At 61.5% G+C, this 13,745-nt stretch carries 8 protein-coding genes; 1 reads left to right on the top strand and 7 read right to left on the bottom strand.

What is annotated here, in order from left to right; genetic code table 11:
- Positions 1-36: 36 nt before the first annotated feature.
- The 7 genes from K5E40_RS12095 to K5E40_RS12065 all read right to left on the bottom strand — a co-directional run bounded on the left by K5E40_RS12095 (position 37) and on the right by K5E40_RS12065 (position 10,357).
- Positions 37-1,596 carry an efflux transporter outer membrane subunit gene (locus K5E40_RS12095; RefSeq protein ID WP_221730938.1) on the bottom strand — a complete coding sequence of 520 codons (1,560 nt, stop codon included), beginning with the start codon at positions 1,594-1,596 and terminating at the stop codon, positions 37-39.
- Positions 1,593-2,663: an HlyD family secretion protein gene (locus tag K5E40_RS12090; protein ID WP_221730937.1), complete on the bottom strand. Its 1,071-nt coding sequence runs from the start codon at positions 2,661-2,663 to the stop codon at positions 1,593-1,595. Before K5E40_RS12090 ends, K5E40_RS12095 begins: the two co-directional genes overlap by 4 nt.
- A gap of 27 nt (positions 2,664-2,690) precedes the next feature.
- Entirely contained in the window at positions 2,691-4,232 is a 1,542-nt protein-coding gene (locus tag K5E40_RS12085; RefSeq protein ID WP_221730936.1) for an MFS transporter, read from the bottom strand.
- 139 nt (positions 4,233-4,371) lie between these two features.
- Positions 4,372-5,289, bottom strand: a complete 918-nt coding sequence (locus tag K5E40_RS12080; protein WP_221730935.1) for a LysR family transcriptional regulator — start codon at positions 5,287-5,289, stop codon at positions 4,372-4,374.
- A gap of 167 nt (positions 5,290-5,456) precedes the next feature.
- Positions 5,457-6,824, bottom strand: coding sequence for an HlyD family type I secretion periplasmic adaptor subunit (locus K5E40_RS12075; RefSeq protein WP_221730934.1), 1,368 nt, complete (start codon positions 6,822-6,824; stop codon positions 5,457-5,459).
- Complete coding sequence (locus K5E40_RS12070; RefSeq protein WP_221730933.1) at positions 6,814-8,970, bottom strand: type I secretion system permease/ATPase; 2,157 nt, start codon at positions 8,968-8,970, stop codon at positions 6,814-6,816. The genes K5E40_RS12075 and K5E40_RS12070 overlap by 11 nt, the downstream gene beginning before the upstream one ends.
- 34 nt (positions 8,971-9,004) lie before the next feature.
- A complete protein-coding gene (locus K5E40_RS12065) occupies positions 9,005-10,357 on the bottom strand; it encodes a TolC family outer membrane protein (protein WP_221730932.1) in 1,353 nt (450 codons plus the stop codon).
- 359 nt (positions 10,358-10,716) lie between these two features.
- On the opposite strand from K5E40_RS12065, the gene K5E40_RS12060 reads away from it, so the two are divergent.
- On the top strand, positions 10,717-13,745 hold a 3,029-nt coding region (locus K5E40_RS12060; protein ID WP_221730931.1), incomplete at its 3' end, for a retention module-containing protein.

Below are 13,745 nucleotides of genomic sequence, written 5' to 3'. Positions count from 1 at the left end.
TCGAATTCGTCGATTTGATCCTTTTTTGCGACAACCTCAGCGTTGCGCCATCTTGTCGACCGGATACACCGACTCCCATCCCCCACCCAACGCTCGGTACAACCCGACCATCGCCAGCGAAACCCCGGTCGAACTCTCCACCCACTGCTCCTGAGTCGCGAGCAACGCGCTCTGCACGGTAAGGACGTTGACGAAGTCGACCACGCCTTCGACGTATTGCTGTTGCGCGGTGCGCAGGGCGATCTGGTTCTGGCGCACGGCTTCGGCGAGGCTGCCTGCGCGGCGCTGGCTGGCGTTGTAGGCGGTCAGTTGATCGTCGATTTCGTGCCAGGCGCGCAGCACGGTTTGCTGGTAACCGATGGCGGCTTCCTGCTGCTGGGCTTCACGCAACTGCAACATGCCACGCAGGCGTCCACCGTCGAACAGCGGCAAGCTGAACTGCGGGCCGATGCCGAAGGCGCGTGAGCCCCACGAGCCGAAATCGCTGAGTTGCATGGCCTGCGAACTGAGGTTGCCGGACAAAGTAATGCGCGGATAGAAATCGCCCTTGGCCACGCCGATGTTGGCGGTGGCCGCGTGCAGTCGTGCTTCGGCCTGACGGATGTCCGAACGGCGTTGCGCCAGTTGCGACGGCAGACCGATGGCAACTTCCAATGGTGACTGCGGCACCGCGGCATCTGTGGATAACGCTTTGGCCAAGGCCTGCGGCGGCTCACCCATCAACAGGCTGATCGCGTTGATCAGTTGCGATTGGCGCTGTTCCAGTGCCGGTAGCCGCGATTCGATGGCCGCGACTTGTGCGGCGGCTTCGGCGACATCCAGATCGGTGGCCACACCATCGTTCAGCCGCAGTTGCGAGAGTTTCAGGCTGTGGCGGGCAACATCGAGGTTCTGCTCGGTCACCGCACGGGTGTTCTGTACGCCGCGCAACTGGATGTAGTTCTGCGCAGTGTCGGCAAGCACGGCCAGCAGGACGCCGCGCCGGTCGTTTTCGGCGACTTCCAGATTGGCGTCGGCGGCTTCGGTTTCCCGGCGCACGCGGCCCCAGACATCCAGTTCCCATGAGGCGGAGAAACCGGCGTCCCACAGGTTGAAGGCCGAATCGCCGTTGTGTCCGGACGGATCGCTCAGACCCTTGGCACTGTTGCGTTCGCGCCCATAGCTAGCGGTGGCAGCGGTATTGGGGTAGCGGTCGGCGCTGATCACCTGGCGTGCGGCGCGACTTTGTTGCAGCCGGCTGCTGGCCAGTTGCAGGTCGAGGTTGCTGTGCACGGCGCGCTGAGTCAGAGCTGAGAGTTGCGGGTCGTGGAAGACTTCCCACCAGCGTTCGTTCAGGGGTTCGCTGACCGCTTGGCCGGGGGCGGATTTGGCGGGTTTGGCCCAATCGGCGATCTGCGTGGCTACCGGCTTTTGGAAGTCAGGGCCCACGGTGCAGGCGGTAAGGCCAGCGGCAATTACGACTGTGGATATCAGGCGCTGCAACTGGCCTCTTCGCGAGCAAGCCCGCTCCCACAGGGGATCGGTGATGCTGCCGAGATCCATTGTGGGAGCGGGCTTGCTCGCGAAAGGGCCTAACCAGCCAATACAAATCTTCATCGCTGAGTCACCTCACGCACTGACGTCGCCGAGCTACGAGTGTTAATACTCGCCTCCACCGACATCCCGACCCGCAGTCGCTCGGCCAGTGGCTGCCCCGGCTCCAGCACAATCTTCACCGGAATCCGCTGCACCACCTTGGTGAAATTGCCCGTGGCGTTATCTGGTTTCACCGCCGCAAACGTCACGCCCGTGGCTGGAGCAATACTCTCGACACGGCCTCGCAGGGCCTCGCCACCAAGACTGTCGACACGCACTTGCACTTGCTGCCCACGCTGCACATCGGTCAGTTGCGTCTCCTGAAAGTTGGCGACGACATAGGCCTGCTGCAACGGCACCACCGCCAGCAGCTTGCTGCCCGGCGTCACATAGGCGCCGACACGCACGGCACGTTCGCCGACCATGCCGTCCTGCGGCGCGGTGATGCGCGTGTAGGAGAGTTCGAAACTGGCAATTTCCAGCGCCGCTTGTGCGTGCTTCAACGTGCCTTCGGCAGCATCACGCTGAGCGGTGAGAATATCGACCTGCTTACGCTCCGCCGCCAGTTTTGCGCTGGCCGTGTCCAATTGCGCGGCGGCCTGATCGATACGGGTGCGCGCCTGTTGTGCGTTTTGTACGGTGCCAGCCCCGACGCCTGCCAAATGGTTGTAGCGATTGAGTTCCTGCTGGGCAAACGCCCTTTCAGCCTTGGCCGAGACCACTGCCGCCTGCGCCTGAGCGATGACTGACGTCTGGCGCTCCAGCGTCGCCCTGGCGTTTTGCAGTTGCGCCCGTGCGACCAGTGTTTGTGCATCAGCCGCATCGGCGGCGGCACGCAAATCGCGATCATCGATCAGCGCCAGCAACTGCCCGGCCTTCACTTGCTGGTTGTCTTCCACCAACACTTCCTTGATGAACCCGGCCACACGCGGCACGACCAAGGTGAAATCAGCGCAGACGAACGCGTCATTGGTGTTTTGCTCAGTCCGTTTGCCAAACATGCCCGGCATCGCCAAATACACCAGCACGCCAATAGCCAACGCGGTCGCCACGGCCACCGCGAGTTTTTGCTTTGCTTGAGTTGTCATAAAAACCTTCAATGTTCAGTACAGCAATCAGGTCGGCGCACGCGGTGGAAAGATCCGCGTCGGCAGCCAGAAAATCAGCAGGATCAGCACAACAGCAACGCCCGCCATGCACACATAGAGATCGGCAGCCGTCAGCACCACGGCCTGTTCGTGCAAACGATGGGCAAGGCCCGGATCGCTGCGGTCGGCCAACGGTGAGTTGCCAAGGCTGTCGACCAGCATCGTCGAGTGAAAATGCAGGCGCGCCGTGGTCAGCGCCTCGAGCACACCGGTGGCGACCACCGCCGCCAGGCCTTTCACGGTGTTGAACCACGCCGAGGCAAACGGCCCGTCCGTTGGCTGGATGCTGCCGGTCGAGAGCATCAACAGCGGCAGCACCGACATCGGCTGGCCGAAAATCTGCAGCCATTGCAGGACGTAGAAATTGTCGCGAATCCATTCCGAGGTCAGTAGCGAGCCACCCAGGCACGACAGCACCAGCATGCTCAAACCCATCCCGAGCACCCAGCGGCAATCGACCCAGCGCAGGTTGCACAGCGCCGCCACCAGCGGCAGCGCAATCAACTGCGGCAACGCTGCGATGAGCATGATCGGCGCGGTCTGCACCGGGCGATAACCCTGCACTTGCGCCAGATAGCTCGACGGAATCAACACCACCGCTTGCAGCACCACCAGCACGCCGGCCAGGGTCAGCAGCGCGAACGACAGGTTGCGGATACCGAGCATCTGCAACTTGAAAAACGGAATCGGCTGTGACCACTCGTTGATCAAAAAAGCCACCAGCAGCAGCGATCCCGAACCGAGCAGCGCGCCGATCAGATTGGACTCGAACCAGTCCAGCCGATTGCCCTGCAACAGGCCGATCACCAGCATGCAGATCGCCGGGAAGCCCAGCAGCAGGCCTTTCCAGTTGAACGCCTTGAGGCGCTCAAGGCGCAGCGGATCCTGCGGGATGCCGTAAGCCACCATCACCATGGCGATCAGGCACGGCACGATGATTTGCCAGAACGTCCATTGCCAGCCGACGTATTCAGTCCACAACCCTGCCAGCGGCGTGCCGAGGCCCGGCCCGAAGGTGGCTGTCAACGCGTAGCCGGCCAAGCCATAGAGTTTGAAGTTGGCAGGCAGGAAACGCAGGGCGACGGTCATCAGCATCGGCGGCAACGCACCGCCGGCCAGACCTTGCACAATGCGCATCAGCAGCAGGCTTTCGTAGTTCGGGGCGAACGGACAGAGCACACCGAGCAAGGTGAACAGGCTGATCGCGCCGAGGGTGAAGCGACGCAGCGAGAACGTCACCGAGCACCACGGCGCGAAGGCCATGGCCGCGACCGACGTCGCGGTGTAGCTGGCAACCAGCCAAGTGCCTTCGTCGTAGCCTATGTGCAGCGCGCCGCGAATGTCGGCCAACGCGACTTTGGTCACCATCTCGTTGAGACCCGACACCAGCACCGCCAGCAGCACGCCAACCAGGCCGATGATGATCCGCGCCCCGAACACCGGTGGCGCGGCGGCCGTCGCCGGGCTGGCCGCCGCCGCGATGGGCGCCGTGGCCGTCAGGGATGTCATGGAAGCAAACTCCGGTGGGAAAAATACCGGAGCATCTTAGTAGGACTTAGTACTGACGAAAATTGACTTATTGGCAGCTTATAAGTGTGTTTTGTGCAGCAATGAAGATCCCACAGGGATTTGTGGCGCTCACAACGACCTAAGGTTGCGCGGCGAGCCAGGTTTCGTCGCAGCAGGCCTTGAGGGTCTCACGCAACCAGCGATGTGCCGGGTCCTTGTCGAAACGCGGGTGCCAGGCCTGGGTCAGCATCAACGTGGGCAGTGGGATCGGCAGGTTGAACGAGCGCAGCTTCAAACCCAACCGCCGCACGCTCAACAGTGCTTCCTTGGGCACCGGCAGGATCAGGTCGGAATCGGGCAACGCAAACATCGCTGCATGGAAACTCGGCGCAATCACCGCCACGCGCCGTTCCAGGCCAAAGGCATTCAGCGCGGCGTCGATCGGGCCGCGTGCAATGCCACGGCGCGACACACTGATGTGGGAAAAACCGGCATAGCGCTCGGCGGTGATTTCGCCATCCAGCAGCGGATGATCTTCGCGCACCAGGCCCACAAAGTGCGTGGAGAACAGGTTCTGGACTTTGACTTCCGGGGTCACCGGGCGGGTGTTGCTGACGCTCAGATCGATCCGCCCTTCGCGCAGCGCGTCGTCGTCGCCGTCGCCCTCCGGAACGAAGCGCAGCTCACAGTGCGGCGCCTGCTGGTCGAGGGTGTCGAACAGCTTGCCGCCGTAGACACCGATGAAAAAGTCGTTGGCGCGGATGCTGAAGCGCCGACGCAACGTGCTCAGCTCCACGGCGTCAGCGGAGCGGAACAGCAGCGCAGCCTGCTCGACCACATCGCGCACCTGTTCGCGTAACTCCAAGGCTTTGGGTGTCGGCACCAGACCGCGCCCGGCGCGCACCAGAATCGGATCGCCAATGGCCTCGCGGATCCGCGTCAGGGTCCGGCTCATGGCCGCCGGGCTGAGATTCATCCGCCGCGCGGCGCCGACGACGCTGCCCTCATCGAGCAAGGCGTCGAGGGCGACCAGAAGGTTCATGTCCGGGAGTTGCATAATGAGCACTCATCGCTGATCAGGATTGATCTGAACGCAATGCTAGCAAACATCCTTGGGATGGGATGTGTCTGTGCTGATGCCTTCGCGAGCAAGCCCGCTCCCACAGGTTCTGATGTCGAGCACCCTGTGGGAGCGGGCTTGCCCGCGATGAGGCCACTGAAGATCTAGCGCTCGTGCAACGCCTCAGCACGCGCCCGAATGATCGGCTTGAGCAGATAGCTCAACACCGACTTCTTGCCGGTGATGATATCCACCGAGGCCACCATCCCCGGGATGATCAGCAACGGCTTCTCATCGGTGCCCAAGTGGCTGCGATCGGTGCGCAACTTGATCACGTAATACGTGGTTTTCTTGTCTTCGTCGGTAATGGTGTCCGCGCCAATCTGCTCAAGCTTGGCTTTCAGCCCGCCATAAATGGTGTAGTCATACGCGGTGAATTTCACCGTCGCTTCCTGCCCTGGATGCAGGAACGCGATGTCTTGCGGGCGGATCTTGGCTTCGACCAGCAACGTGTCGTCCAACGGTACGATTTCCACCATGTCGCTGCCCGGCTGGATCACGCCGCCGATGGTGTTGACCAGTAACTTGTTGACGATGCCGCGCACCGGCGACGTGACCAGTGTCCGGCTGACGCGGTCTTCCAGCGCCTTGCCGGTGGCCTTGGCCTTGTTCAGATCGGTGCGCGCTTCGTTGAGTTGAGTGAGGGCTTCACTGCGGAACTTGCCGCGCGTCTCGTCGATCTTGCGCTGAACTTCCTTGATCGCCGATTCGGCGCGCGGGATCGCCAGCGTAGTGGCATCGAGCTGACCACGGGTTTCGACTTCGGCACGCTTGAGCCGCAGCACTTCAACCGGGGAAACCGCGCCCTGCGCCACCAGCGGCTCGGACATGTTGATTTCCTGACGCTGCAAACTGAGTTGCTGGCGGTACTGCGCCTGCTTGGAGGTGAACTCGCGCAGCTCTTGCTGACGCTGGATCAACTGCTCCTGCAAACCGCCGATCTCGTCGTGCAGTTGCTGGCGACGGCTGATGTACAGCGATTCTTCGCTTTTGGCCTGGCCCGGAACGGCTTTGAGCACGTCCTCGGGGAAGTTCAGCGGTCGGTCGTCGACCTCGGCACTCAGGCGCTCGACCCGCAGCACCATCGACAGCCTATCGGCCTCGGTTTCGCCGACGTTGGAGGCAAATCGCGTGTCGTCCAGGCGAATCAGCGGCGCACCGGCCTCGACGATCTGGCCTTCCTTGACGTAGAGCTCAGTAACGATACCGCCCTCAAGGTTCTGGATTTTCTGGATCTTCGAAGACGGAATGGCCTTGCCCTCGCCTTTGGTCACTTCGTCGATCACGGCGAAATTGGCCCAAAGCATGAGGAACACGAAAAAGCCGATGATCGCCCAGATCGTCAGACGAACAACACGCGGGGCGTCTTCGATCAGCGCCTTGTTGACCTCTGGCAGTGGCTGGCCCTGCAGCGAGGCAGAACCCTTGAAGTAGCGACGGATCGACTCCTTGATACCCGACTTAAGCAACACTGATCTGCCCCTTCTTCAACGCTTCCATCACGGCGGCTTTCGGGCCATCGGCGAGAATTTGCCCGCGGTCGACCACCAGCAGGCGATCCACCAGCGAGAGCAGCGAGGCCCGGTGCGTGACCAGCACCACGGTCTTGTTTTCAATCACCGCCGCGAGGCGTTGCTTGAGGCGTTCTTCGCCGGTGTTGTCCATGGCGCTGGTCGGTTCGTCCATCAGCAGAATCGGCGGATTGAGCAACAGCGCCCGGGCCAGGGCGACGTTCTGCCGTTGGCCGCCGGACAGGTTCTGCCCACGTTCACCGACTTGCAGCTCATAACCTTGCGGGTGCAAACGGGCGAATTCGTGGACGCCGGCCAGTTCGGCGGCTTGCAGGACGAGTTCGTCTTCTACATAACGCGCGCCGGACACCAGGTTGTCACGCAGGGTGCCAGCCAGCAGTTGAATGTCTTGCGGCACATAGCCGATGTTGTAGCGCAACTCGCTGACGTCGATCTGGCGGATATCCACACCGTCGACCAGCAACGCGCCGTCGTCCGGCTGATACAGGCCCACCAGCAGTTTCGCCAGCGAACTCTTGCCCGAGCCACTGCGGCCGATGATGCCGACTTTCTCGCCGGGGCGGATCACCAGGTTGATGTTCTTCAGCGCCGGGTTCTGTTGTTCCGGGTAGGTGAAGTTGAGCTGGCGACACTCGATGGCACCTTGCAGAACCTTGCGGCTCAGCGGGCGCTCTTCGAAATTGCGCTCCTGCGGCAGCTCCATCATCTGGTCGACCGAGGTCATGGTCACTCGCGCTTGCTGGTAGCGCGTCAGCAGGCCGGACAGCGACGCCAGCGGGCTCAGTGCGCGACCGCTGAGCATGTAGCAGGCAATCAGACCGCCCATGCTGAGGTTGCCGGCAATGATCTGGTAAACACCGAAGACGATCATGATCACCCCGGCCAGTTGCTGGATCAGCAGGGTGATGTTCATCGCCAGACCGGACAGCATTTTCACCCGCAGTTCGAGGCGGCTGAGGGTGCCGATGGTCTGTTCCCACTGATACTGGCGTTCGCTTTCGGCGTTGTTGACCTTGACCGCGTCTAGGCCGGCGAGGGTTTCGATCAGGCTCGACTGACGTTCGGCGCCAAGGGCCATGGTGCGTTCCATGGTGGCCACCAGCGGCTTCTGCAACGCGTAGCCGATGGCCAGGGCAATCGGGAACGCCAGCACCGGAATCCACACCAGATGCCCGCCAAGAATGGCGATGACAATGAAGATCAGGATGGTGAACGGCAGATCGATCAGGCTGGTCAGGGTCAGCGATGCCAGGAAGTCACGCAGGCTCTGAAACTCATGGATGTTCTGCGCGAAGCTGCCGACCCGCGCCGGCCGATGCTTCATGGCCATGCCGACGATGCGCTCGAACAGCGTCGCAGAGATGATCAGGTCGGTTTTCTTGCCGGCCAGATCCAGACACAGGCTGCGCAGGCTCTTGAGAATCAGGTCGAACATGTAGGCGCCGGTGATACCCAGTGCGAGCACCCACAGGGTAGCCTCAGCCTGGTTCGGCACCACGCGGTCGTAGACGTTCATCACGAACAGCGGCGCGGCCATGGCGATGATGTTGATCAGGAAACTGGCGGCGATGGCGTCGGCATACAGCCAGCGCGAACGCTTGAGGGTGTCACGGAACCACGAGCGTGCACGCGGGATCAGCGTGCCGTGGTTGACGTCGAATTTATGTTGGGGTTGGGCGAAGAAGACTTTGCCGGTGTAATCGTCAGCGAGCAGTTCACGACTGACCACTGACTCGCCACCATCGCTTTCGCTGAGCAGCACCCGCGCTTCGTTTTCACCTTGCCAGCCGAGCATGACGGCACTGCGGCCATCTTTGAGCAACAACAACGCCGGCATGGCGATCGCCGGAATCTCTTCCAGTTTGCGCTGCAGCACTCGACCCTGCAGGCCGGCGCGAGCCGCCGCGCGGGGCAGCAACTCGACACTCAAACGTTGTTTGGGCAGCGGCAGGCCGGTGGTCAGCATCGCCGCGCTGGCAGGTTTCTGGTGCAGCATGCAAAGGGCGAGCAGACCATCCAGCAACGGATCGTCGTGCAACGCGCGTGGATCATGACTGAGATGAACTCGACTGACTTCTGATTCCACGCTCGACACTCTTTGACTGTTTAAAAGGGATAACTCAATTCATCCCAGGCAACTGCACCTTGGGTTTCACGTCGTTTTGCACAACGGATGCCAACGGTGCGACCACTCCCTGGCTTCTGAGCAACTCGCCCATGGTCGCCTTGATTCGGTATTGAGTAAATAACTGAATGTTTTTGATTTCAGCCAGACGCCGCGAAGCGGTGAACAACTCGTTTTCGCTGTCGAGCAAGTCAAGCAGAGTGCGCTCGCCGAGGCTGAACTGACGCTGGTAAGCGGTACGCACCGCCATGCTGTGATCGACGTACTGCTGAGCGATCGGCACCTGAGCATTGGCGTTGTTGAGGGCGTTCCAGGCCAGGCCCAGTTCTTCATTCAATTGGCGCAAGGCGTTGTTGCGGATGTCCAGCGCCTGGTTCGACAGGTACGACTTGGATTCCAGGTCAGCCTTGTTGCTGCCACCCGAATACAGGTTGAAGCGCATGCGCAGCATGGCCTGCCATTCGTTGTTGTGACCGTTCTGGCCGTCGAGGTCGTTGTCGGCGGTGCGGCCCAACTCGGCGTCGAAGCGTGGGTAGAAGGTCGACTTGGCGGCTTCGTACTGTTTCTCGGCAGCCGCAATATCGGACTCGGCCGAACGCAGGATCGGGCTGTTTTCCAGCATCTGCGTGCGGGCTTCATTGAGGTTGGCCGGCATCATCGCCATGAACGGCGCCGGACGCTCCAACAGGTCGGGCATCTGGCCGACAGCGCTGAGGAAGTTGGTTTCAGAGTCGGCGAGGTTGGTTTGCTCGGTGATCAGGTTGTTACGGGCCTGAGCCATCCGCGCTTCGGCTTGATCAAGGTCGGCACCGCTGCCGACACCGCGCTGGGTGCGCAGTTGAATCTGGTCATAGATGCGCTGGTGGCTCTTGAGGTTTTCCTCGGCCAGACGCACGAATTCGCGGCGGGTCAGCACGTCCAGATACACCTGGGCCACAGTCAGCGCAGTACGCTCGGACGTGCCAAGCAACGAGTAGGCACGAGAGTTAACGGTGGCTTGTTGACGCCCGACTTCGCTGGACGTCGCAAAACCGTCGAAGACCATTTGCGAGAGACGTAAACTTGACTCGCTGCGGTTCAGGGTTTCCCAGTGATTGCCGCCGCCGTTGGCACGAGTGGTCACGCTGTCGGTGCCTTCACGGCCATAACCGCCGAGCAGATCGACCTTGGGCAGGTATCCACCTTTTGCAGCCCTTAGCTGATAATCCGCGGCCAAACGACTGTTGACCCCTGCCTGGATTTCCGGATGGACATCCAACGCCTGTTGCATGGCTTCCGGCAGGGATTGTGCTTGTACGAACGATGCGGCGAGGGCGAACGGTAGGGCCTTGAGCAGATGCAAACGCATGATAAAGATTTCCCAGAACTTCTTGTCTTGAATCACAGCAAAACGTGGTGCTGCGTCGGATGATTGGCAACCGGAATGACCGTATGTCGGAAAGTTCAAAATAGGAACTGGATCACACGCTGAAGGACAGGTCGCCGCGGAAATATCAATGTGACATTAGTGGGGCGATTGTTTAGGATGGCACCCAGAAGGTCAATAGTTTGGCATAAAGTTAATCGCGAAAGAATCTAGCCAAATTATTGACGAAGGCATGCGTCAAACTTGTTTCGCAAAATTTTAAAGTACGTCCAGACTGAAATGGCGCAGACGCCATCAGGTCTATGGAAGTCAACTGAACGTGACACCCCGGAGAGTCTTCAATGAGCAGTGTTGTTGCCATCGTCAAAAGCATTGTCGGTCAGGTTTTCGTGGTGTCGCCAGAAGGCGTACGCCGCGTACTCGTTGAAGGCGATCGCCTGTTTGTCGGCGACCAGATCGACACCGGCCTCTCCGGCGCCGTGTCGCTTGAATTGGCTGATGGCCGCACCCTCGATCTGGGTCGCGACACTCAATGGAGCGCCAGCGCTCCCGACTCCAGCACTGACCTGGCCGAAGCCACCGCACAGGCCGCGCCGTCGGTAGAAGAACTGCAACAAGCCATCGCCGCAGGTGTCGACCCGACAACCGCGCTGGAAGCCACCGCAGCCGGCGCCACTGCCGCGGGTACGGGCGGTGCCGCCGGTGGTGGTCACAGCTTCGTGCTGCTTGATGCTACGGCCGGCAGCGTTGACCCGACCATTGGTTTCCCAACGGCGGGCATCGATTCGGCTGCGCAAGCGGCACAGAACATCACCGGCGGCCAGACCACCGACACCACCACCAACGCTCTGCGTGAATCGACCCTGAGCCTCAGCGCCACGCCGACCATCACCGAAGCCGGCGGCGTGCTGGTGTACACCGCGACCCTGACTCAGGCGCCGCTGACCGACCTGACCATCACCCTGTCCAACGGCGCAGTGATCGTGATCCCGGCCGGCTCGACCACTGGTACCGTCAACGTGCCGCTGGCGCCGAACGACACCGTTTATAACGACCCGACTCAGATCGACGTGACCGTCACCGGCACCACTGGCGGTAACGGCATCACCGTGACCCCGCCGACCACCCCGGCCACGACCCAGGTCACCGACACCATCGACACCACCACCGTCACTCTGACGGCGGGATCGAGCGTCACCGAAGGTGGTCAGATCACCTACACCGCGACCCTGACCAACCCGGCGCAAACCCCGGTGACCGTCACACTGTCCAACGGCTCGACCATTACCATCGGCGCAGGCCAGACAACCGGCACCGTCAACGTGCCGACCCCGGCCAACGACGTGTACAACAACAGCAGCACCGTCACCACGACTATCACCGGTGCCACGGGCGGCAACTTTGAAAACCTGGTGCCAAACCCGACACCGGCGGTGACCACCATCACCGATTCGATCGACACCACCGGCCTGACCCTGACCGCGACCGGTACCGTGGTCGAGGGCGGCCAGATCACCTACACCGCGACCCTGACCAACCCGGCGCAAACCCCGGTGACCGTCACCCTGTCGAACGGGTCGACCATCACCATTGAGGCCGGCAAGACGACCGGCACCGTCGACGTGCCCACCGCAGCCAACGACGTTTACAACAATGGCAGCACCGTCAGCACCACGATTACCGGCGCTACCGGTGGCAACTTTGAAAACCTGGTGCCGAACACCACGCCAGCGACCACCACCATTACCGACTCGATCGATACCACCAGCGTGAGCCTCACCGCGACCGGCACCGTCGTCGAGGGTGGCCAGATCACCTACACCGCGACCCTGACCAACCCGGCGCAAACCCCGGTGACCGTCACCCTGTCGAACGGCTCGACCATCACCATTGAGGCCGGCAAGACGACCGGCACCGTCGACGTGCCCACCGCAGCCAACGACGTTTACAACAATGGCAGCACCGTCAGCACCACGATTACCGGCGCTACCGGTGGCAACTTTGAAAACCTGGTGCCGAACACCACGCCAGCGACCACCACCATTACCGACTCGATCGACACCACCAATCTGTCGCTGAGTGCCACTGGCTCGGTGGCCGAGGGTGGTTCGATCGTTTACACCGCGACCCTGACCAACGCTGCACAAACCCCGGTCACCGTGACCCTGAGCAACGGCTCGGTGATCACCATCGAGGCTGGCAAAACCACCGGCACTGTGACTGTTCCAGCGCCTGCCGATGACGTCTACAAAGATGCCGGCAAGGTCGAGGCAACCATTTCCACTGCCACGGGCGGCAACTTCGAGAACCTGGTGCCAAGCACTGTTCCGGCCGTGACTGAAGTGACCGACACCATCGACACGTCGACTGTGAAGCTGACGGCCGATACCTCCGTGGCTGAAGGCGGCACCGTCACTTACACCGCCACCGTGGGTGCTCCGGTTACCGGTTCGCCAGTCGTGGTGACCCTGGCCAACGGTCAAAACATCACCATCGAAGTCGGCAAAACCACTGGCACCGTGACCACCACCGCGCCTAACGATGCGCTGGCCGGTAACGCACCGCTGACCAACTCGATCACGGGGGTTTCTGGCGGCAACTACGAAGACCTCGTGGCCGACAAGACCCCGGTTTCGACCACCGTCACCGACGTCGTAGACACCACCAACCTGTCGCTGTCAGCGACCGGTACCGTGGCTGAGGGCGGCTCAATCGTCTACACCGCCACCCTGACCAACGCTGCTGGCTCGCCAGTCACCGTGACTCTGTCCAACGGCGCAGTGATCACCATCGACGCGGGCAAGACCACCGGCACTGTGACCGTTCCGGCTCCGGCCGATGACGTTTACAAAGACGCCGGCAAAGTTGAAGCAACCATTTCGACTGCCACGGGCGGTAACTTCGAGAACCTGGTGCCGAGCACTGTCCCGGCCGTGACTGAAGTGACCGATACCATCGACACCTCGACCGTCAAACTGACGGCTGATACCTCCGTGGCTGAAGGCGGCACTGTCACTTACACCGCCACTGTTGGTGCTCCGGTTACCGGTTCGCCAGTCGTGGTAACCCTGGCCAACGGTCAAAACATCACCATCGAAGTTGGCAAAACCACCGGCACCGTGACCACCACCGCGCCTAACGATGCGCTGGCCGGTAACGCACCGCTGACCAACTCGATCACGGGGGTTTCTGGCGGCAACTACGAAGACCTCGTGGCCGACAAAACTCCAGTTTCGACCACCGTCACCGACGTCGTCGACACCACCAACCTGTCGCTGTCAGCGACCGGTACCGTGGCTGAGGGCGGCTCAATCGTCTACACCGCCACCCTGACCAACGCTGCTGGCTCGCCAGTCACCGTGACTCTGTC

This window comes from Pseudomonas baetica, from assembly GCF_019733355.1.
Taxonomy (GTDB): domain Bacteria; phylum Pseudomonadota; class Gammaproteobacteria; order Pseudomonadales; family Pseudomonadaceae; genus Aquipseudomonas; species Aquipseudomonas baetica_A.
This window is presented reverse-complemented; position numbering and strand designations above follow the sequence as displayed.

Coding starts and splice junctions, on each gene's coding strand:
- K5E40_RS12095 (WP_221730938.1), bottom strand. CDS start 1,596: ATGAAGATTTGTATTGGCTGGTTAGGCCCTTTCGCGAGCAAGCCCGCT.
- K5E40_RS12090 (WP_221730937.1), bottom strand. CDS start 2,663: ATGACAACTCAAGCAAAGCAAAAACTCGCGGTGGCCGTGGCGACCGCG.
- K5E40_RS12085 (WP_221730936.1), bottom strand. CDS start 4,232: ATGACATCCCTGACGGCCACGGCGCCCATCGCGGCGGCGGCCAGCCCG.
- K5E40_RS12080 (WP_221730935.1), bottom strand. CDS start 5,289: ATGCAACTCCCGGACATGAACCTTCTGGTCGCCCTCGACGCCTTGCTC.
- K5E40_RS12065 (WP_221730932.1), bottom strand. CDS start 10,357: ATGCGTTTGCATCTGCTCAAGGCCCTACCGTTCGCCCTCGCCGCATCG.